Source organism: Synechococcus sp. R55.8, assembly GCF_047461895.1.
Classification (GTDB): domain Bacteria; phylum Cyanobacteriota; class Cyanobacteriia; order Thermostichales; family Thermostichaceae; genus Thermostichus.
In genome coordinates this window covers 1-20,014 of record NZ_JANSIB010000022.1, presented here as the reverse complement: position 1 = coordinate 20,014, position 20,014 = coordinate 1, and the positions used below count along the sequence as shown (strand labels likewise).

The 20,014-nt window shown below is 58.6% G+C and carries 17 protein-coding genes; 5 read left to right on the top strand and 12 right to left on the bottom strand.

Annotation, left to right across the window (positions count from 1 at the left end; translation table 11 throughout):
- The first annotated feature begins 99 nt into the window (after nucleotides 1-99).
- Both NW829_RS03805 and NW829_RS03800 read left to right on the top strand, forming a co-directional pair.
- Nucleotides 100-1,818: a transglutaminase domain-containing protein gene (locus NW829_RS03805; RefSeq protein ID WP_414343250.1), complete on the top strand. Its 1,719-nt coding sequence runs from the start codon at nucleotides 100-102 to the stop codon at nucleotides 1,816-1,818.
- A 32-nt stretch (nucleotides 1,819-1,850) separates the two neighbouring features.
- Complete coding sequence (locus tag NW829_RS03800; RefSeq protein WP_414382071.1) at nucleotides 1,851-2,078, top strand: Uma2 family endonuclease; 228 nt, start codon at nucleotides 1,851-1,853, stop codon at nucleotides 2,076-2,078.
- Nucleotides 2,079-2,417: 339 nt separating this feature from the next.
- Here NW829_RS03800 and NW829_RS03795 read toward each other — a convergent pair whose 3' ends face one another.
- Together NW829_RS03795 and NW829_RS03790 are read right to left on the bottom strand one after the other, a co-directional pair.
- Nucleotides 2,418-3,482 (bottom strand): Gfo/Idh/MocA family protein, encoded by a 1,065-nt coding sequence (locus NW829_RS03795; protein WP_011432295.1) that lies wholly within the window; start codon nucleotides 3,480-3,482, stop codon nucleotides 2,418-2,420.
- Between the two features lie 109 nt (nucleotides 3,483-3,591).
- Nucleotides 3,592-5,169 (bottom strand): phospholipid carrier-dependent glycosyltransferase, encoded by a 1,578-nt coding sequence (locus NW829_RS03790; protein ID WP_414416468.1) that lies wholly within the window; start codon nucleotides 5,167-5,169, stop codon nucleotides 3,592-3,594.
- Between the two features lie 214 nt (nucleotides 5,170-5,383).
- On the opposite strand from NW829_RS03790, the gene ilvB reads away from it, so the two are divergent.
- Nucleotides 5,384-7,180: a biosynthetic-type acetolactate synthase large subunit gene (gene ilvB / locus NW829_RS03785; RefSeq protein WP_414343257.1), complete on the top strand. Its 1,797-nt coding sequence runs from the start codon at nucleotides 5,384-5,386 to the stop codon at nucleotides 7,178-7,180.
- A gap of 297 nt (nucleotides 7,181-7,477) precedes the next feature.
- On the opposite strand, the gene NW829_RS03780 is transcribed toward ilvB, so the two are convergent.
- From NW829_RS03780 to NW829_RS03765, 4 genes are all read right to left on the bottom strand, one after another.
- Entirely contained in the window at nucleotides 7,478-9,085 is a 1,608-nt protein-coding gene (locus tag NW829_RS03780; protein WP_414330234.1) for a glycoside hydrolase family 57 protein, read from the bottom strand.
- A gap of 159 nt (nucleotides 9,086-9,244) precedes the next feature.
- Entirely contained in the window at nucleotides 9,245-10,720 is a 1,476-nt protein-coding gene (gene glgA, locus NW829_RS03775; RefSeq protein ID WP_011432291.1) for a glycogen synthase GlgA, read from the bottom strand.
- A 550-nt stretch (nucleotides 10,721-11,270) separates the two neighbouring features.
- Nucleotides 11,271-11,696, bottom strand: coding sequence for a DUF2996 domain-containing protein (locus NW829_RS03770; protein ID WP_414416467.1), 426 nt, complete (start codon nucleotides 11,694-11,696; stop codon nucleotides 11,271-11,273).
- Between the two features lie 80 nt (nucleotides 11,697-11,776).
- A complete protein-coding gene (locus NW829_RS03765) occupies nucleotides 11,777-12,142 on the bottom strand; it encodes an NAD(P)H-quinone oxidoreductase subunit M (RefSeq protein WP_011432289.1) in 366 nt (121 codons plus the stop codon).
- 114 nt (nucleotides 12,143-12,256) lie between these two features.
- Between NW829_RS03765 and NW829_RS03760 the strand changes: the two genes are divergently transcribed.
- A complete protein-coding gene (locus tag NW829_RS03760) occupies nucleotides 12,257-13,345 on the top strand; it encodes a radical SAM/SPASM domain-containing protein (protein WP_414330230.1) in 1,089 nt (362 codons plus the stop codon).
- Between the two features lie 95 nt (nucleotides 13,346-13,440).
- On the opposite strand, the gene ylqF is transcribed toward NW829_RS03760, so the two are convergent.
- The 3 genes from ylqF to NW829_RS03745 all read right to left on the bottom strand — a co-directional run bounded on the left by ylqF (nucleotide 13,441) and on the right by NW829_RS03745 (nucleotide 15,475).
- Nucleotides 13,441-14,292, bottom strand: a complete 852-nt coding sequence (gene ylqF, locus NW829_RS03755; protein WP_414330227.1) for a ribosome biogenesis GTPase YlqF — start codon at nucleotides 14,290-14,292, stop codon at nucleotides 13,441-13,443.
- Between the two features lie 455 nt (nucleotides 14,293-14,747).
- Nucleotides 14,748-15,242, bottom strand: a complete 495-nt coding sequence (locus NW829_RS03750; protein WP_414416466.1) for an N-acetyltransferase family protein — start codon at nucleotides 15,240-15,242, stop codon at nucleotides 14,748-14,750.
- A gap of 68 nt (nucleotides 15,243-15,310) precedes the next feature.
- Nucleotides 15,311-15,475 carry a DUF6464 family protein gene (locus tag NW829_RS03745; protein ID WP_238376969.1) on the bottom strand — a complete coding sequence of 55 codons (165 nt, stop codon included), beginning with the start codon at nucleotides 15,473-15,475 and terminating at the stop codon, nucleotides 15,311-15,313.
- Nucleotides 15,476-15,779: 304 nt separating this feature from the next.
- Here NW829_RS03745 and NW829_RS03740 point away from each other — a divergent pair, with 304 nt between their 5' ends.
- Nucleotides 15,780-16,862 carry an Mrp/NBP35 family ATP-binding protein gene (locus NW829_RS03740; RefSeq protein ID WP_414390557.1) on the top strand — a complete coding sequence of 361 codons (1,083 nt, stop codon included), beginning with the start codon at nucleotides 15,780-15,782 and terminating at the stop codon, nucleotides 16,860-16,862.
- On the opposite strand, the gene NW829_RS03735 is transcribed toward NW829_RS03740, so the two are convergent.
- From NW829_RS03735 to NW829_RS03725, 3 genes are all read right to left on the bottom strand, one after another.
- Nucleotides 16,859-17,227, bottom strand: coding sequence for a hypothetical protein (locus tag NW829_RS03735; protein ID WP_414373839.1), 369 nt, complete (start codon nucleotides 17,225-17,227; stop codon nucleotides 16,859-16,861). The two genes, NW829_RS03740 and NW829_RS03735, sit on opposite strands and share 4 nt — an antisense overlap.
- A gap of 65 nt (nucleotides 17,228-17,292) precedes the next feature.
- Entirely contained in the window at nucleotides 17,293-19,224 is a 1,932-nt protein-coding gene (locus NW829_RS03730) for a BamA/TamA family outer membrane protein (protein ID WP_414416465.1), read from the bottom strand.
- A gap of 187 nt (nucleotides 19,225-19,411) precedes the next feature.
- Nucleotides 19,412-19,756: a hypothetical protein gene (locus NW829_RS03725; RefSeq protein WP_011432412.1), complete on the bottom strand. Its 345-nt coding sequence runs from the start codon at nucleotides 19,754-19,756 to the stop codon at nucleotides 19,412-19,414.
- Between the last annotated feature and the right edge of the window lie 258 nt (nucleotides 19,757-20,014).

Sequence of the window (20,014 nt, the reverse complement as noted above, 5' to 3'; positions counted from 1 at the left end):
CATCCGGCAAATGATCTGGGTGCTCTGAAAAATCTAGGTTCCACGGCAAGAGGATCCCAGCCTGCTTGGTGGCCTCCATCTGGGCAGCAACAGGGAACTGTGGCCCCTTTGCAACCGTTGGGGCTGGTCGCTTTGGAAGGTTTGGCCACCTGGGGAGATCGCCTGTTGGGCTTGGATCGGGTGAGGGGCTATTTGGTGGAAATTCAAGAGCACAACACCCTGCTGCTCAATCCCCATCATGTCCATTCTTTCCAAGGCGCTTACGGTTTGTGGGTAGAGTCAGAAGGGGATCAAGCGTGGATTTGGCTCAGTCGGGAGCAAGAGGGGCAAATCTTGCGCATTCCCATGTCCGCTCTGCAGCAACCGGGATCCCTGGAAGCCTTTCCAGTGTGTAGGTGCCCCTACCCTATCGAAGGGATCGCCCTCTGGAGCGATCCCCACACGGGAAACCGCTACCTCTATGCCACCTGCTACCGACGGGAAAAAATCCTGCAACTGGATCCCAGCCGTGGTCTCATCGTGCAGGAGATGCCTGCCCCTGGGGTTGGCCGAGAACAGATTGCGGTGCAGGGAGACTACCTCTGGGTGAGCGATCGGGTGGAAGAGACGATCTACGTGCTGGAGCGCCAGACCGGGCGAGAACTGGCCCGTATCCTCACCCCTTCTCCTGGGCCAACAGGCTTGGCCCATTGGCGGGGGCAACTCTGGGTGGCCTATGCCCACGAAGAAGCCTACATCCACGACAACCCCAACGCTCCAGATCCCTTGTCGGTGGCCCTGCGCGATAAAACCTGGGTGGCCCCCCTACGCCTGCGGCCTTTGGATCCCCCTAGCTCCCCCGACCCCTCTGGCGGCAGTGGAACCGAGGCCGAGGATTCCCCCATTGCCTGTCCGGTAGTTTTTCAGCCCCAGTGTCTGGGGGAACGCGCCACCTACACCCTCTCCCACGGCTATCGGGTGGAGCTGACCTATGTGGAAGAAATTGCCCAAGAAGAGCCGCGCTTCCTGCCCGATTTGGTCTGGCGAATTGCCTTGCCCTGCAACAGCCTTCGCCAACGGGTGCGCAGCCTGCACTGGGTAGGTCTGCCGTTTGAAGTGGAAGAGCAATCTGGCCAACAGGTGGCGGTGTTTTCGCTGGGATCCCTGGGGGCCCATGAGGTGCGCTTGTTTGGCTGGCGGGCGGTGCTGGATCTCTACAGTATCAAGTACTGCATCGATCCACTGGATGTAGAGGCTGCCGTTTTGCCCAGGGAGCTGCGGGATCGCTACTTGGTGGACGATGACTACCTGGCCATGGACACCTCGATTGTCCGAGAGGCAGCGCGGCTGGCCGTTGGCAGCGAGACCAACTTGCTGCGCAAAATGCTCAATATCCGGGCCTATGTTTACGACAAGCTCTCCTACCGGGTCACCTCTCGCATCGATCCGCCGGATGAGGTTTTGCGGCGTGGCTCCGGTTCTTGTGGTGAATATGTGGGGGTGCTGTTGGCTTTGGCCCGCCTCAATGGAATCCCTTGCCGCACGGTGGGGCGCTACAAATGTCCTCCCCATCCAGAACTGAAAGGGATCCCGCTGTTTCCCCAGTACAACCACGTGTGGATTGAGTTTTATCTGCCCGGCTGGGGTTGGGTGCCGATGGAGTCGAACCCCGACGATCGGGGGGAGCGCCCCTATTCGCAGCGCTACTTCATGGGCTTGCCCTGGACCCATGCCGAGATCGCCAAAGGGATCCCTTTCGAGACGATCAACACCGACCAAGCCTCAATTGGGGAGCTGGCCATTAACCATGTGCAGTTTCGCATCTTAGAAGAAATTTGAAAGGCGAATAGAGTGAGAAAACGGGCCTGAGATTGGCCAACACTGCTCCGGGAGTGATTTTTGCCGAAGATAACAATGTGGCTCCTGATGTGGTGTGGGTAAGCCGCTCTCGACTGAGAACAGCGTTGGGGGCGGATGGCAAACTCCACAGTGCCCCAGAATCGGCGGTAGGAGTGCTGAGCCCTGGAGCTCGCAATATTGGCCAAGATAAGCAAACTAAGCTCAAGCTTTACAGTCGGCTTGGGCTACAGGAGTATTGAGTGGTGGACTGGCAACAGCAACAAGTGGAAGTCTACCGGCGTCAGCAAAGGCAGTTGGTGTTGATCAAAACTTGCTTGGGAAAGATGAATTGGACTCGAATTGGACTCGCCGTTGCTGCCGGGGCTTGCGTGCCCGATTTCACAGCTGTGGATGCCACCTCTTGCCTGAGTCTGGTGGGAGCCCCATTGCTCGCTCGAAAAGCTGCCACCCGAATGGGGAGCTGTCAATAGAGCTGCACTCCGCGGGCGCGAATGTCGCTTTTTCTTCCCCAGCCTGATGCTGGAATGGCTATGGGCCAACAACAGGGCTCTGCCCCCATCTGGGGCTTGCGTTAAAGACTAGGATAGGAGACTACGGCGGGGCTTGGCTTCGCTCCAGGCACATCCATCCAAAGCAATCCGCTCTACCTCCGAGGCCAGCCTCAATGCTTTCAGGGCCTGTTCCCCACCCACAGAAGGTTGGTTGCCCCCCCGCACGCAATTGATGAAGTGCTCCAGTTCGGCATGCAGCTTGTCGATATTGTCGGTGTGGACTTTCTCAATCAAACAATCCCGCTGGTAGGGCATTTGGCCGTAGTCGCTGGTGCTGCCGACGGATCCCTGGCGGTACACCGAGATCTCATTGTGTAGAAAATCTGCTTCTACCAAGGCATTCTTGCAGTGGACGGCAATTTTGCGCACCTTGCGGTGGGTGACCTTGCTGGCAGTGAGGGTGGCGATGGCACCGTTGGCAAAAGTGAGAGTAGCCGTGACGTAGTCCAGGTAGCCCAGCTTGGAGATGCGGTTGCCGCTGGCGGTAATCTGGGTCACGGGAGATGGGATCAGCTCCAGCAACAGATCGATGTCGTGGATCATCAAGTCGAATACCACCGACACATCGCTGGCGCGGTCGGAATAGGGGCTGAGACGGTGAGCCTCGAAAGCCAGAGGTTCTTCACTTTGCAAGACTTGGCCCAGCTTTTGGAAAACAGGGCTGAAGCGCTCGATGTGCCCCACCTGCAAAATACAATTGCAATCGGCAGCTCGGTTCACCAGCGATTCTGCTTCGCTGATGCTGGCAGCGATGGGCTTTTCGATCAGCACATGTACCCCGGCCTCCAGGCAGGCCATACCCACCTCGTGGTGCAGAACCGTCGGCACGGCAATGGCCACGGCAGCTACATGGGGCAGCAGATCGCGGTAGTCCTCATAGAAATGAACGCGGTGGCGGCTGGCCACATCCAATCCCCGTTCCACGTTGATATCCGCTACCCCCACGACCCGCACATCCTTCATCAGGCTAAACACGCGGGTGTGGTGCTGGCCCATGTTGCCTACCCCGATCACCCCAACCGGGACAGCTTGCTCTGAATAAGCCAGTGGACGGCGGGGAGAGTTGGCAGAACTCGGGCAAGATCGGGCCATGACGTTTCCACTACCTCCACCACAAGGGTTTCGCGAACCTCGCTCCATCTTTCGGTAACGGAGCGCCGCATTTCACGAAACAAACTTCACAAAGCTTACCATGCCTCCCTTAGATCCAGTTCAAGCCGGGGATGGGCGGCAGGTGCAGCGGGGGCTGTTGGCAGGATTGGGGGCTGAAACAGAACAGCGGCACCGGGCTAGAGCGAAACCACATGCGGGCGTAGAATCCGCTTGGACTGAGGGGCAGGCCAAGCCAAACGGGGAAAAAGAAGACAAAGGACGCCAAAACCAAGGCCACCGCCGTGATGCTCGCCCCGCGCCAAAAGCGGCGATAGCTCTGCCAGCCCAGCAGCACCAACCAAGCCAGGGCTAGGGTGCTAAACGCCAGAGCGCTCATGTAGTGGTAGATAAAAACGCAGCGGCTGACCCTAAACCAAGGCAGGTAATTGGCCGCATAGCCAATCAAAATGAAGGCTTCGAGACCGTGAAAGTGGCGGATCCCTCGCCAGACAAGCACCAAGATGGATCCCGTGCCCAGCCACCACAGCCAAGGATTGCCCAAGCCATGAACAGCTTGCCAGAGGTTGCCCTGACTGCCGAAGTAGTAGGCCACGGGGCGGCCCAGAATTGGCCAGGACCAAGCTCCTGCCGAGGCCAAGGGCGTAGTCAGCCAAGGACGCAAAGCCGGGAACCAAGCCACCAGGGATCGCAAGCTGGTGGAGCAGTAGGGGTGAACAGGGGTCTCTTCGTTCACCACCAGGTGGGCTGCCATGTGGCCGCCGTAGATGGATTGGTTGATGAGCACCAGGGATCGGAAATAATTCTGGATGCCCGTCCAGCTCCAATCCAGAGTTAGTCCCTGTTGGGGATTCAGCTGCAGGTGCGGGATCCACTGAATGGCGTAAAAGGCCAGCGGAGCGAGGATGAAGCAAAACACATAGTGCCACCAGCGCAGATGACGAATCTGGATCAAAATGCCCAACCGTGGGATCCACTGCGGGCGCAGCCAGACCACCCCCCAGACGAGGATCCCCAACAGAGCAAACATGAAGGTAAACCAGAGGCCATTCCACTTCACCGAAGCTGCCGCCCCCAACAGGATCCCGGAGCAAGCAAAGTGAGCAGCCCGTCGCCAACCTTGGCCTTCTAGACCTCTCAGCAACAGAATGGTCGCTGCCAGCCCAAAGGCTACCAGATACACGTTGATCAGGCCAAAGCGGGATTCCACCAGAAACACCCCATCGGTCAGCAGCAAAACCCCGCTCAACAGAGCAAAGCCCACGTGGTAGGTGAGGCGGTAGGCTAAACCGGTCAGCAACAGAGGGATCAGGGATCCGCAAAAAGCAGTGGCGAAGCGGAATCCCCACTCGTTGCGGCCAAACACCTGAATGCTAAGGGCAATGAAGTACTTGCCCAAGGGGGGATGCACATCGTAAAAAGGCTTGCCATCCAGGTAGTTCTGGGCAAACTCCGGGAAGTACACCTCATCGAACACAGGTGCCGGGAACTCGTCCAGCCGCCACAGGCGCAACCCCAGACCCACCAGAAAGATCCCCAGCGCTCCCCATACCAGCCACTGTCGGGATCCCACAGCACTGTGCGGGGATCCGAGGATGGGCACAGCTAGCAGCAAGCTGCCCTGAGACCGCTCCGGCCCGGGGTCAATGGGGGTTGGCTCTCCAGTCATGGATAGGGCACTCTCAACACTCCGGCGAGGATCCCTAGGGATCCCCAGTGTTACTTTAGCCGACCGTGAAAGCCTAAGCGATTCCAAAGCAAACCACTGCTAGACTGTAGAATTGAATACAAAGTTGGCCAACTTCTGGCCAGTACCCTGTCTGCGCTGGCGCTCCTGAGAGCGGGCGTTTGACGTTCGGTTATCTCAGTGGGGAGGAGACACCGTGGCGACTGGTGGATATGCGTTGGTGGACAGCCTGCACCGGCATGGGGTGCAACACATCTTTGGCTATCCGGGGGGAGCCATCCTCCCCATCTACGACGAGCTGTACAAAGCCGAGTCTCAGGGGCTGCTCAAACATTACCTGGTACGCCACGAACAAGCGGCTGCCCACGCCGCCGACGGATATGCTCGCGCCACTGGCAAGGTGGGGGTGTGTTTTGCTACCTCTGGCCCAGGGGCGACCAACCTGGTGACGGGCATCGCCAACGCCATGATGGACTCTGTACCCATGGTGGTCATCACTGGGCAGGTACCTCGCCATCTGATTGGCACCGACGGCTTCCAGGAGACGGACATCTTTGGCATCACCCTGCCCATTGTGAAGCACTCCTACGTGGTACGGGATCCGCGCCAAATGTCTCGGATCGTGGCAGAGGCTTTTCACATTGCCGGAACAGGTCGGCCCGGGCCGGTGCTGATCGACATCCCCAAAGATGTGGGCCTGGAAGAGTTTGACTATCAACCCGTCAGCGAGATCAACATCCCCGGCTACAAGCCCACCGTGCGTGGCAACCCACGGCAAATCCACACAGCGGCCAAGCTGATCCTGCAGGCCAAGCGGCCCTTGCTGTATGTGGGAGGTGGGGCGATCATCTCCGGTGCCCACGCCGAAATTGCCGAGCTGGCCCACACCTATCGGATCCCGGTGACCACCACCCTCATGGGCAAAGGGGCTTTCGATGAGAACGATCCCCTGTCGGTGGGGATGCTGGGCATGCACGGCACGGCCTATGCCAACTTCGCCGTCACCGAGTGCGACCTGCTCATTGCGGTGGGAGCCCGCTTCGACGACCGCGTAACCGGCAAGCTAGATGAATTTGCCAAGCACGCCAAAGTCATTCACATCGACATCGACCCAGCCGAGGTGGGCAAAAACCGTGCGCCCGATGTGCCGATTGTAGGGGATGTGCGCACTGTTCTGGTGGAGATGCTGGCTCAACTGAGCAAAATGCCTTCTACTCCAGGCCTAACTCAGGCTTGGCTGGATCGGATCGAGCGCTGGAAGCGGGACTATCCCCTGCAGGTGCCCAGCTACGAAGGCGTGATTGCCCCTCAACAGGTGATCGATGCCTTTCGTCGTCATGCTCCCCACGCCTACTACACCACCGATGTTGGCCAGCATCAGATGTGGGCGGCGCAGTTTCTGCGCAACGGGCCGCGCCAATGGATCTCCAGTTCTGGGCTGGGCACCATGGGCTACGGGTTCCCCGCGGCGATGGGAGTCAAGGTAGCCCTGCCTCACGAAGAAGTCATCTGCATCAGTGGCGATGCCAGCTTCCAGATGAACATGCAAGAGCTGGGCACAGTGGCTCAGTACGGCATTGCCACCAAAGTGGCCATCATCAACAACGGCTGGCAGGGCATGGTGCGGCAGTGGCAGCAGGCCTTCCACGGCGAGCGCTACTCCCACTCGGATATGTCTCCCGGAATGCCGGATTTTGTCAAGCTAGCCGAGGCTTTTGGGGTAAAAGGGATCCGCGTCGATCACCCCGATCAACTGGAAGATGCCATCCAGGAGATCCTCAAGCACGAGGGGCCGGTAGTGGCCGACTTTGTGGTCAAGCGGGACGAAAACTGCTACCCGATGGTGCCTGCCGGCAAAGCTAACTATCAGATGATCGGGCTGCCGGAGAAGCGGCAACTGGAACAAGCCGCCGAGCTGATCTACTGCCCCAATTGCGGCACCAAAAACCCCACCCTGCACAAGTTTTGCGCCGAGTGCGGCACCAAGCTCTAGAACCGACGGCCTGACCATTCGGCTGGGGAAGGCGGGCCCCAGCAGCAGGGAGTCTTCGGGGATATCGGGGCTACTGAACAAGCCAGATTAAAACGCTCCCTGAGCGCTCTGCGAGGCCAACACGAGCGACTCCTGCCCCTTTCCCAAAAGGAGAGGAAGGTTGGGATCAGCGCAACGAACGGAGGATCCCTCCTGCCCTGGGGTAGTTCGATCCCCTCAAGGAGGGTAGCCGGAAACTTCTGCCTCTGGTGTCTCTGGCGGTCGGAAGCAGGCACCCTCCAGACCTGCCCAACCGGCTTAGAGGGGTCGGTAAACCCGGTAGTTGATATTGGGGAAGATGTTGTCCATGTATTCCACCTTGGCCAGCCACTGCTCCTCTTCAGGGGTGGCTTTTTCTCGCCGAAACTGACCCTCTTTGATCTTCTCGTAGAGGTGGTTGAAGCGCAGCAGATGGGACTTGGTGCGGCGCACCGCGTAGGGAACCATCGTCCCCGTGCGCATGATGAAAGCCCAGTCGGAAGATTGAGCCAGCAGCAGTTCTCGGGCTGCCTGGTTCAAGGCTCGCCACTCTAGGTCGTCGGCAGGCTCGCGACGGCTCAACTCGATCATCCGCTCGGTGGCCTTGTGCAGGTGGGGGTAGATCCAGGCGTTGGTGGGGTTGAGCCAGTACTCGTGGAAGCCGCGCGCCCCCCAACTGGACTGGGCAGGTTTGCACACCTGCTGGGTGGGGTTCTCCCGCAGGTACTCCGCCAGGTGAGTCATGCGGTAGGTGTTTTGGTCGAAGTAGCTCTTGCGGATGAGAAAATCCAAAAACCAAGGGCCCTCGTACCACCAGTGGCCGAACAACTCCGCATCGTAGGGGGCCACCACCAGCGGCGGGCGGCCCATGACGCTGTACAAATATTCGATTTGCCGCTGGCGGTTGAACATAAAGTTGCCCGCATGCTCTGCCGCTTTCTCCCGCGCCCAATAGGGGTCGTAAAGCTGCTTTTGCCCCAGGTCCAGGTTGCGCCCGGTGATGCGGTGGTACTTGATGCCGGTGTTTTTCCGCTGGCCGTTGGGCATGATGTAAGGCTTGATGTACTCGTAGTCGGCCTCATACCCTAGGTCTTTGTAGAACTCGCGGTAAACCGGATCCCCTGGATAGCCCACCTCTGCCGACCACACCTGCTGCGAAGACTCGTGATCCCGCCCGAAAACGGCGACGCCGGTCTCGGTAAAAATAGGGGCGTACATGCCGTAACGAGGCCGGGGCTTGGCGTAGAGAAGACCATGGGCGTCGGTGATCATGTAGCGCAGGCCGGCATCGGCAATCATCCGCTCCAGCCCTTGGTAGTAGGCGCATTCCGGCAGCCAGATCCCCCGCGGCCATTGGCCAAAGTGCTCGTTGTAGTGCTCACAAGCTACAATCAACTGCGCCCAGACTGCCTGCGGGTACATCTGCATCAAGGGCAGGTAGCCGTGGGTAGCCCCACAGGTGATGATCTCCAGGTTGCCGCTGTCTTGAAACTGCTTAAAAGCTCGCACCAGATCCCGGTCGTAGCGCTCCCAGAGATCCCGCACCATGGCAAACTGCTTGATGTAGTGCTCCGCCAGGTAGCGAATGTGGCCGTTGGTGGCGTTTTTGTCGTACTCCAGCTGGGCCAGCTCTTCCAATTTGGTTAGGTAGTGGTCGTAGCGCTCCTGCAGCAAGGGATCCCGCAGCATCGACACCAAGGGCGGCGTCAGGGACATGGTGAAGCGAAAGTCGATGCCATCTCGCTGTAGCCCCTCGAACATGTGCAGCAGCGGCACATAGGTCTCCGTGATGGCTTCGTAGAGCCATTCTTCCTCCAGCACAAAGTCTTGCTCAGGGTGGCGCACAAACGGCAGGTGCGCGTGGAGTACCAAGGCGAGATAACCCATGGCAGCCGGGGATCCTTACAGACAGGGAAAGATAACGGAGCAGACTTACCCTTCTCAGCAGCAAATCTGTAGAGAAGGTTAAGCCCAAGATTGCTACCTATCGTCCAGCATTTCGTCCTTGGGGTCAAGAGCTGGGATCGCTGGGGATCGCTGTTGGGCTCAGCGGTGACGAATGAAGTCGTAGATCTCCAGATACTCCTTGCCAGGATAGTTCCAGGAGTAGTCGTAGCTCATGCCTTGAATCTGCAGTTGACGGAACTGGTCAGGAGCGGTGTACCAAAGGTCGATGGCCCGATCCAGAGCCGACTCCAAAGCAGCTGGATCTGTGTGATAAAAGACGTAGCCGTTGCGTTGCTCGGGCAATTTGTGGGGATCGTAGTCGCGGTCGAAGACGGTATCCACCAGGCCACCCACTCCTCTCACCACCGGAACTGTGCCATACTTCAAGCCAATCATCTGAGTGAGTCCACAGGGTTCGTAGTGGCTGGGCACTACGATGATGTCTGCCCCCGCATAGATAAGGTGGGAAAGTTCTTCGTTAAAGCCCAACTCAATGTGAACATCGGGGTTGTTGTTGAGGTAGCTTTTCTCGTGGGCAAACCAAGCGCCGATCCCTCGCTCCGTAGCGGATCCCAGCAGAACAAATTGGGCATTTTTGAACAGGGAGCGGTAGATGGCATGATGCACCAAATGCACGCCCTTTTGCTCGTCCAATCGCCCGATATAGGCCACGATAGGCTTGTCAACATCCTGCAGTAGCAGCCGATCCCGCAGAGCTTTTTTGTTTTTAGCTTTATTTTCCAGCGTTTGAGCAGTGTAGCGCACGGGGATAAAGCGGTCGATCTCCGGGTTCCAAATGTCGTAATCGATGCCATTCAAAACGCCGCGAAACTTGTGCCGGTGCAAGTAGAGGGTATGGCCCAGTCCATAGCCGTAGTCGCCAAATTGCACCTCCAGCGCGTGATTGGGAGAGACCGTAGTGACAAAGTTGGAAAAAACAATTCCCCCCTTCATAAAGTTGAGAGAAAAGGGGTTGAAGTTATCGCGCAAACGGTCGTAGTGGAAGTAGTAGGGTTCGCGGTTGAGGCCGGTAGCCCAAAGAATCTCTGGGCCGCCAAAGCCTTGGTGTTTGAAGTTGTGAATGGTGTAGCACACCCGCTGGTTTCCCATGCCGTGGTACTTGTAGATCTCAAACAGCAGCACCGGTACCAACCCTGTCTGCCAGTCGTGGCAATGGATGATGTCGGGGCGCTTGTTGCTTTGTAGGAGAAACTCTAGAGCCGCCTTGCTGAAAAAAGCAAAACGCATGTTGTCATCCGGGCAGCCGTAATAACACCCGCGATTGAAGAAGTTATCGCCCGAGTGGGGCTCAATAAAAAAGCAAAGGCGGCCATGCACCCAGCCGCAGTACACCGAGCAGTGAATGGCTCCCCCGTACCAGGGCACCCAGAGATCGCGATAGGCGTCGTGCAAACCCCAGATCTGGTCGTAGCGCATCGTGTCGTACTTGGGCAAAACCAGCTCGACACAGTGGCCCCGCACCTCCAGCTCGCGGCTGAGGCCGTACACCACATCCCCCAGTCCCCCCGCCTTGATAACCGGGGCGCATTCAGACGCAATCTGCACGATGTACATTTCGAGACCTCCCGTAGCACCGCCTTAGCTTTCTTTACAAACGATAATCTTTTTGGCCTCGACAGAACATCCCTCCCAATGGCAAGGGATCCCTGCAATTAGGGATCCTCACTTTAGATAACCTCTGGGCAGACTGGGTTCAGGCTCAAGCGGCGCCATTTGCTCAGGAACCTGATCTACGGGAGCAGCTCTCTACGGAATTAGGGTCATTTGATTCAAACTAGGGCCCTGCACCCCCACTCAAAACGTTGGTCGCGTCAGCGTTGCGGAGCGATAATGCACAAGGCCAGAAGGCTTTTCTCAATAGCCCAGGCGTCTTACCCTAACCTGAAACGGCTATGAACGGTTGACCCCGGCATATGGGCACCGTTCTTCGATCCGAGTGTGCAGCTCATCTTCCGAGAAAGCAGCAACCGAAGTACCCTGTTTAGGATCTAGGCATGCCAGAGAACGGGGCCGGATGGATCCCGGCTTTGCCAAACCAGAACGTTTTTCACATGGGATCCATGAGCACCGTTCCTCAGGCAGGGATCCCTCAAGGTCACTAGCTTCAATACCACTGCTGAGCGTAAAGGCGCTGCACCAAATAAAACACGAATAGGTTGACATCCACGCGCCGCTCGTCGATCATAAAAGACTCGATGGTGCTGGCCGGGGATCCTTCGGTGGTACAGCGGAAGAACTTGCGGCCATTCAAGGATCCCTCAGCAAACAGCACGCTAAATTGCTTCTTGCCTCCTGCAAACGCGCCGACCAGCGTCTTGCCTTCCAGGCGCAGCTCCAGATCGCTGACTCCGCGCTTTTGAAAAGCCACAATGGCTGCCGGGATCACCTCTTCCGTGATCTGTTGCTCGAAGGGCTTTTCTTCCTTAGCAACTTTTTTCGCAGCGGCTTTGGGGGAATCCTCAGCAGCAGGCTTGGCAGCTTCAGCGGGTTTCTCGGCAGCAGCGGCCTCGGGGGTGGGTTCTCCAGACATGGGGAAACGCTCCGACAATCAGATGGGTAAAAGCCTTAGATGCAGAACAATCAAAAACTCTGTCCAGAACCGGCAAAGAGCTAGCCCTTGGGGATGTATTGGCCGACAATTTCTTCAGCAGGGATCTGGGGAAAGCCCATGCTGAAGTTGGGGGCACGCCCCTGCAGGTTATAGGCGATCTCCCCTTGCTTGAGCAGGGAGCGGATGAAATGTTCCAGGTCAGACCCAATGCGGCGGATGTTGTACTCGGTCAAATCTCGCCCTCGGTACTCTTCCACCAGTTCCTCGAAACGGGCATAGACCTTTTGCAGGGCAGCATCCGTCCAGACCAGCTCGTTGTCCGGATCCACATCGAGGGTAAACAGGTCGTCACGGGGCACGAAGTTGTTGTCGGCAGTAACTTCACCGGCAAAAATGTGGACGTGGCGAGTGGTGCATTTCAGCATTGCGATGGCTCCGCTCCGGATCTAACCTGATAAACAGCGTATCACTACCTAGCGCTTGTGGGGGATCCGCTATTTGCCCTCGACTTGTTCCGGCCCTCTCTATGTCTGCTGTTAATGTCTGCTGTTATTCCCCAACTGGAACGCCTGCACATAGAGGTGACCAACGTTTGCAACTTTAAGTGCGAGTTTTGTCCAGATGGGATCATGCAACGGCGGCGGGGGCACATGGAGCCCGCTCTGCTGGAGCAGATTTTGGAGGAAGTAGCGGCAACAGGGCTGGCCCGCGTGATGGCTTTTCACCTGATGGGGGAGCCGCTGCTCTACCCATACCTTTTCGAGGGTATTCGCAGGGCCGCTGAGCTTGGCCTTCGCCTGCACCTGACCAGCAACGGCAGCACCTTTGCCCTCTGGCCGGAGCACATTGAAAAGCTGAACCGCAGCCCCTTTGCTAAGCTAACCATTTCCCTGCAAACTCCCGATCCAGTCACCTTCAGCATTCGCGGAGCACCTCCCCGCCTCACGCCGGAGCGCTACTTTGCTGGGATTACCCAATTTCTGCAGGTGCACTTGCGCTCCTCCAGCCCTACGCAGGTGCATCTCAAATTCCTGGATACTAGCCCCCACCCGTTTTTGGTGCCGCATAAGGCTCTTTCGGTGATCGATTCTGCACAGCAGATGCGCGCTCAGCTCTCGGCTTGGGCCAGACGAGCTTTGCAAGGGATCCCGGATGCACCGGCTCTCGATTGGGTAGAAGCCCAGATTGCTACTTACCGACCGGGCCGCTGGCAGCAGATCCGCATCCATCCCCGCTTGGTTTTGGAAACGTTTCCCTTGGACAGTTGGGGCAACGTGGAGACAGACCGGGTAATCCCAGCTCGCTGGGGATACTGCAATGGCGCTTCCGGTCAGGCGGGGATCCTCTACGACGGCACGGTGGTGCCCTGTTGCAAGGACTATGAAGGGCAAATCCCGCTGGGGCAAGTGACGCTGGGGGGATCCCTGGCCGAGATTTTGCGGGGCCAACCGGCCTGTGCGCTGCGGCGGGGGTTCAATCGTCTGCAGGTGAACCATCCCGTTTGCCAGCGCTGTATGGGTGGAGACACTTGCATCAAAGCCTTGGCCAGACAAGTGGGTTCCGTTGTCTACTTCAAGGTGTATCGGCCTTGGAAACAGAGGCTGGATCCCGGTTGGGGACAAGTGTAGACAGTTTCGGGAAAAGTCAACGCCCCACAGCAGCGGTTTCCCTGCCGTGGGCATAGCAACAACGTGACTTTCTTTCGTGATTTCTTCTAAGGGGCTCAAGCCTTGGGAGGGAGTTCCAAGGCCAGCGGCCCCAGCAAGCCCTTGCGGTAGTCGTTGAGAACTTGCCGTGCCGCCCGCTGGGGATCCCCTTGATACCGCCGCTCGGCCAACTCCTGCACTGCGGCACCACCGGGAGGGATCGGATCCGGCCAACCGTAGCGCTTTTGCAAGAGAGATCCGGCTTGGGGCTGCACCCTCAGCACTTGATCCAAAAAGTGGGCCGCCACCCGTTCGGGATCGTAGGCCGCTTCGCCGATGTCATCGCAGATGGCCAATAGAGAGGCCGCCTGTTGATCCGGCAGAGAGGGCGGTATGATGCCCGGCGAGTCCAACAGATCCAACTCTCCCCCCAGCCGCACCCACCGCAGTTGCCGCGTCACCCCAGGACGTGCTGCGCTCTCAGCTGCCCGCCGCCCCAACAGTCGATTCAGCAAAGCAGATTTGCCCACATTGGGAAAGCCCACCACCACCGCCCGAACGGCCCGCGGTCGCATTCCCCGCTGTTGACGCCGCATATTGACCGATTGCCCCAGTTGCAAGACCGCCTGCTTGAGGCGATTCACCCCTTCTCCTGAGCGGCCATTGGTGGGATAGACAGGGATCCCTTGCCGTAAAAAATACTCCTGCCAAGCTTTCAGATCCCCAGCCTCAATGCAGTCCGCCCTGTTCAGAGCCAAAAGACGAGGTTTTTCCCCCAGCCACCGGCCCAGCTCAGGATGACGACTGGCCAACGGGATCCGCGCATCCAACACCTCGATGACTGCATCCACCCGCTGCAACTCTTCCCGCAACTGGCCGATCGCCTTGGCAATATGGCCGGGATACCACTGGATGGCCGGAGAACTCATGCCGCCAGAACCCTAGAAGTGGACAGCAGAAATCAACAGTGGGATCCAATCTAGCCCGATTCCCCAAAAGAGGCTCGACCTGCCGGCTGAAGTAGCCAATAATACAACGTGAGTGCCGCTGGGATCCCTTTCCTGGGCAACCTAATGTTTAACCAACGGGGGTGCGGGGGCAACAAGCCCCGCGCTCTACCCGCAGGGTTAGCGTCGGGATACATGGATCCCTGCATGCTATACCATTATCTTTTTAGTACCCAGGAATGCTGGGGAAGGGAAACCACCTGTCCAGTTGTTCTGTCGGGGGTCGTAGACCTAGACAAGTGGCGTGGGGTAGGAATACCCAACCGCGAGGTAAAGACTCCATCCCGCTGACGCCAAGGGAAGCCCGCGCTCTGTCCGTAGGACGAGCGCCGGGAGGATGTCACGAATGCTAGGGTCTGTAACAGAGGGGAGCTTGCTCAAGATCGACAGGGATCCTTGGCCAGCCGAGCCAAAGCTTCCAAATCAGCACCCACCACGCGGTTGAGAATCCATTCGGGATGTTGCTTGGCACCCATGCGTCGATAGAACTCTATCGCCGGCTGATTCCAATCCAAAACCATCCACTCCAGCCGCCCATATCCTTTGGCCACCGCCTCCTGAGCCACCCGCGCCAAGAGCGCTTTGCCAATGCCTCTGCCGCGAAACTCCGGCAACACGAACAGATCCTCAAGGTAAATCCCTGGTCGGGTCAGGAACGTGGAAAAATTGCGGAAGTAGAGGGCAAATCCCACCGCTTGCCCCTCCACTTCTGCCAACAACGCCGAGGCCAAAGCCTCTGGGCCGAACAAGTAGTGGCGCAACAGATCAGCGGATCCCGTTACCAGGTGGCTCAGCTTCTCGTACTCGGCCAAGGCGCAGATGAGGTCAAACAAAACGGGCACATCTAAGGCGGTGGCAGGACGGATTTCCATACTTTTGCCTGGCTTCACAACCAATTCCTTGAATTTCCTGAGATACCGGCACGAGAACAGACCACAGTTTATTCTTGTTGTGGACAGAACGCCCAGGCAGCATCTTTTGGACGCGCAGCGTGGTGGGGGCAGCGGCAGGGGCCCAGAGGACTCACCGCACAAGGCAGGTAGGGTGACCGAGAAAAGTAACGGCAGAAGGGATCCCAGGCCGAGTCAGAAAAGAGAGTTGGCATGGCCCGGCGCTCGTCCCCGATTGAGAGGCGGCGGGATCCCCTCTTTTCCAGCAGAGGGATCAACTGAGCCCAGAACGTTAGCCCCAACCACAAGCCAACTCCCATGACCAGTGCTTGCACGATCGTTCTCCTTCACTCACCCGTTCAAGAGTGTCGCCTTCCGACCCCGATAGCCTAAGTCAGCTTGTTTCGGCAGAGCTAGAGCGGCAGCCAGTTTTGGAGCTGTCCTTCCCTGCCGACGAGAACCCAGCAGAAAAACCGATTAGAGTGAAATATGGACTGACCCACTGGGCCTTTGGATTCCATGACCACCTCCACCCTTGATGCTGCTGCCATCCTTGAAGCGTTGCGTCCTGTTCAAGATCCGGAGCTGCGCCGCAGCCTGGTGGAACTGAACATGATCCGGGATATTCGCGTCGAGCCTGGGCGAGTGGCCTTTACCCTGGTGCTGACCACGCCGGCCTGCCCTTTGCGAGAATTCATTGTCGAGGAGTGCAAAGCTGCCATCCGCCAGCTGGCCCCCATCGAAGCCATTGATGTTACGGTAACGGCAGAAACCCCCCGTTCCCCTTCCCTGCCGAATCGCCAGTCCATCCCCGGTGTGCGCAACATCATCGCCATTTCCAGCGGCAAGGGGGGCGTGGGCAAAACCTCGGTGTCGGTGAATGTGGCGGTGGCGCTGGCCCAAAGCGGGGCCCGGGTGGGGCTACTGGATGCCGACATTTACGGCCCCAATGTGCCGCTGATGTTGGGCCTGCAGGATCGGTCTCTGGTTGTGCAAAAACGGGAGGACGGCGGCGAGGATATCTTCCCCCTGGAAAATTACGGCGTCAAGATGGTGTCGATGGGCCTTTTGGTGGGGCGGGATCAGCCGGTGATCTGGCGGGGGCCGATGTTGAACGGGGTGATCCGGCAATTTCTCTATCAGGTGCAGTGGGGAGAGTTGGACTACTTGGTTGTGGATATGCCCCCCGGCACCGGCGATGCCCAATTGACCCTAGTGCAGGCAGTGCCGCTGGCAGGAGCTGTGATCGTCACCACGCCACAATCGGTGGCCCTGCTGGACAGTCGCAAGGGCTTGAACATGTTTCGGCAGTTGGGGGTGCCCATCCTGGGTATTGTGGAAAACATGAGCTACTTCGTCCCGCCCGACCTGCCGGATCGCCAGTACGATATTTTCGGCTCGGAAGGGGGAGAGACCACGGCCCGCGAGCTTGGTGTCCCGCTGCTGGGGCGGATCCCGCTGGAAATCGCCCTGCGCCAAGGGGGGGATATGGGTACGCCTATTGTCATCGGCCAACCTGAGTCGGCTTCAGCCCGGGCCTTGAAGCAGATTGCCAAAACCTTGGCAGGCCGCGTTTCCATGTTGGCTTTGGGGGCAGGCTAGAAGCGCTCTGCTTCCACCAACGAGACCCCGAAGCTGCGTCCTCCCACCACAATCCCCTCTTGGGCTTTACCGCGCACGGTCACTGTGCTGTTCATGGCCGGCAGCCCCTTGTCGGTGATGACCCAAAGGGAACCGCTGTTGTCTTGGAGCTCATACACACCCTGGCCGAACACCCCTATCTGGTTCACCACGCGACCGCGGACATACACATCGGTGTAGCGGGAGGGATTTTGCTCTACGGTGGCGATGGGAGTTGTGCCGATGCCCAGCCGCGCCAGTGGCCCACACCCAGCTAGGGCCAGGCTCAAACACAGCAAGAACACCAGGGATCCCTTGGGGAAAGGTAGGCCGAGTCGCTGTTTCATGGGTTGCTTCCATTACGAGCACCTGCTCCCAAGATAGCAAGCCGGCAGGGAAATCCACGGCCAAGTTAGAACTTCTCGCCAATGCCGAAATGCAGTTGGCCTTGGCCAGCGCCACCTTGCCCAACCGCGTAGTCGATGCGCAGCGGCCCCAAGGGAGATTGGATGCGAATGCCGACCCCCAGCCCCAAACCACTGCCCGGCTTGTTGCGCACCAGGGCAGGATTGCCGGCCACCGCAGCTCCACTGCCCAAATCGGTGCCGTAGTCGGCAAAGACCACTGCCCCCACCGGGTCGAAAATGGGAAAGCGCAATTCGGCGGTTGCGGTGGCAAAGCTGCGACCGGAACCGATACCCCCCTCGAAAAAGCCCCGCACCGAGTTGCCGCCACCAATGGCAAAAGCATCGTAGGGAGCCAAGTCGCCGATGGTCGTGCCTGCTCGCACATCAAAGGCCAATACCTGCGGTCGCTCGCTGCGGGTTTCAAACAGGTTGACGGGAATGAACTGGCTGTAGCCGGCCTCGAGGCGGTTGGCATTCAAGCCATTTTGAAACAGACGTACCGACTGTTCTGTGGAGATGCGAAAGACCGAGCCCTGGCTGGGGCTGTTAGGGTTGTCGCGGGCGTCGTTGACGAGGCCAAACCGCAAGGTGGTGTAGCTGTCTTGGCCGCTCTCGCTGAAGGTAATCGGGTTGCCCAGCACATCGAAGCGCTGCTGCTCCCCGTTGCTGTTGCGAGCTTCTACAAATTGGATGCGGGTGCCCAAGCTGGCCCGCCAATTGCCCCCAATCGGGCGAGAGAAAGTCACCCCGCCACCAAGACGGTTGATGCGCACGGGATCCCCATTGGGCAGGGTGAATCCCTCATTAAAGACAAAGCTGGAGCTCTGCTGGTTGGAGATGTTGACGTTGTAGGAGGTGGGAATGTCCAGCGTGGCAATCCGCGGGTCGGTGAAGTTTAAGTCGAAGAGGGTTTCGTTGGTGCCCACCTGCACGTTGAAGCTGGCACTTTGGTTGTTGCCGCCCAAGTTTTGTTCGGAGACGTTGAGGCCGGCGAAGACCCCTGTGGCGGAGCTGACGCCGATGGTGCCGCCCAAGGTACCGGTGCGACGTTCTTCCACGTTCACCACCACCACCACCTTGTCGGGATCCTGGCCGGGGTTGAGCCCCACATTCACATCTTGAAACAGGTTGAGATTAAAAACCGCCTGCAGGTCTTCCTGGATTTGGTTGCGGTTAAACACATCCCCCGGCTTGGACTTCAACTCGCGGGTGATGATGAAGTCACGGGTTTTGGTGTTGCCCTGAACGCGAATATCCTCGATCACCCCTTCGGCGATTTCCAGGGTGATGGTGCCGTCTTCAGAGGAGCGCACATCCGTAACCTTGGCCAGCACGTAGCCCTTGTCGGCGTACCACTGTTCAATCTCGGCCACCGCCGATTGCAGCTTGCCAAAGTTGAGCACCTGCCCTTCTTGATCGGCAAAGGCGGCCCGCAGCACTTCCGGATCCAGAACTTTCGCCCCTTCTGTGCGCACCGCTTTGAGAATGGGGTTGGGCTTGACCTCAAAGGTGACCCGCACTCCCAAGGGTGTATCGGAAGGCACCGCCCGCACATCGGCAAACAAACCGGTGGCAAACACCGCATTGATGTCTTCCCGCAACTGGGATCGGGTGGAAACCTCGCCGGCGCGGGTGCGGATGACGCTGTAAACCCGGTTGATCAGCTCCGGATCTTCAGTGCCCTCAACCACTACCTCCGCTACCAACACTTCTGGCTCGCCGGCAGTGGGGGGTGGGGTGGGGGAGGGCTGGGCGGGGGTGTCGCCACCGGTGCGCAGGTCAAGGGTGCCGGGCTGAGGAACCGATTGCGCCCAAGCCGGGGATCCCATCAGCAGAGCGCTACGGGACGCTTCAGCAAACGCAAAAGCGGTGCAGAGCACCATCCCGCGGGTGAGCGCTGAAGTTAGCCAAGGGCGAAGTTGCCTGGAACGATTCATGGGGATCCCTCGCACACCAAAAAGCAAGATTGCAGAGCCGGGCCAAGCTTGCGTTAAAACCCTCTGCCGCCCAGCAGCGGACAATTGCCCTGGATTATATCAATCCCCATCCACCCAGATCCGAGCGTGGCCGCGAACCGGATTGCGGACTTGGGCAGTCTGGAGTGCAAAAAGCAGCCTCCCCCGCTCAAGGCAGGCGCAGGGATCCCCTACAGCGCTGGCCGCAAGACCTCGGCTCGACTTCCTCGGCAGCTAGGTTGACTTGGGAGTTGAGGATGACGACGGTGATGGGAGCAGGAGTGGGAGGCAAAGAGCGGCTGCTCCTCCAGCCCCAACTGTCGGCGTACTGTTGTGGGGGAACGTTGGGCAGGATCAGGACGGTGTTTTGCAGGACGTTGCTTTGCAGGGTGGTGGCGTTGCCGTTCAGGATCGCCATCTGCTGGGTGTGGGAAGTCTGAGCCAGGACGGCTGGAGCAAACCCGAAGCCGAGCAGAGCTGCCACTCCGGGGAGGAGGAGTTGGGTGGACAACATCGAGGATTCTCCACAAGACGCCAGGATGCCGACACTTTAGCCTGCTTTGCCCTCCGCTGAGTTGCCGCAAAAAAGCAAAAAAAGCTACGTGATGGGGAGGGATCCCTGCTGGGGACGTACAGCCGCGCGGCCCAAACCCACAAAAAAGCCTGCAGAGGGTACTCTGTGCAGGCCCGTCTTGCTCGTCTGGATTGTCTTGATGGAGCTGATACATTCACGCTGAACTCTCCTGAACATGGTTCAGGAAAGAAGCGATCG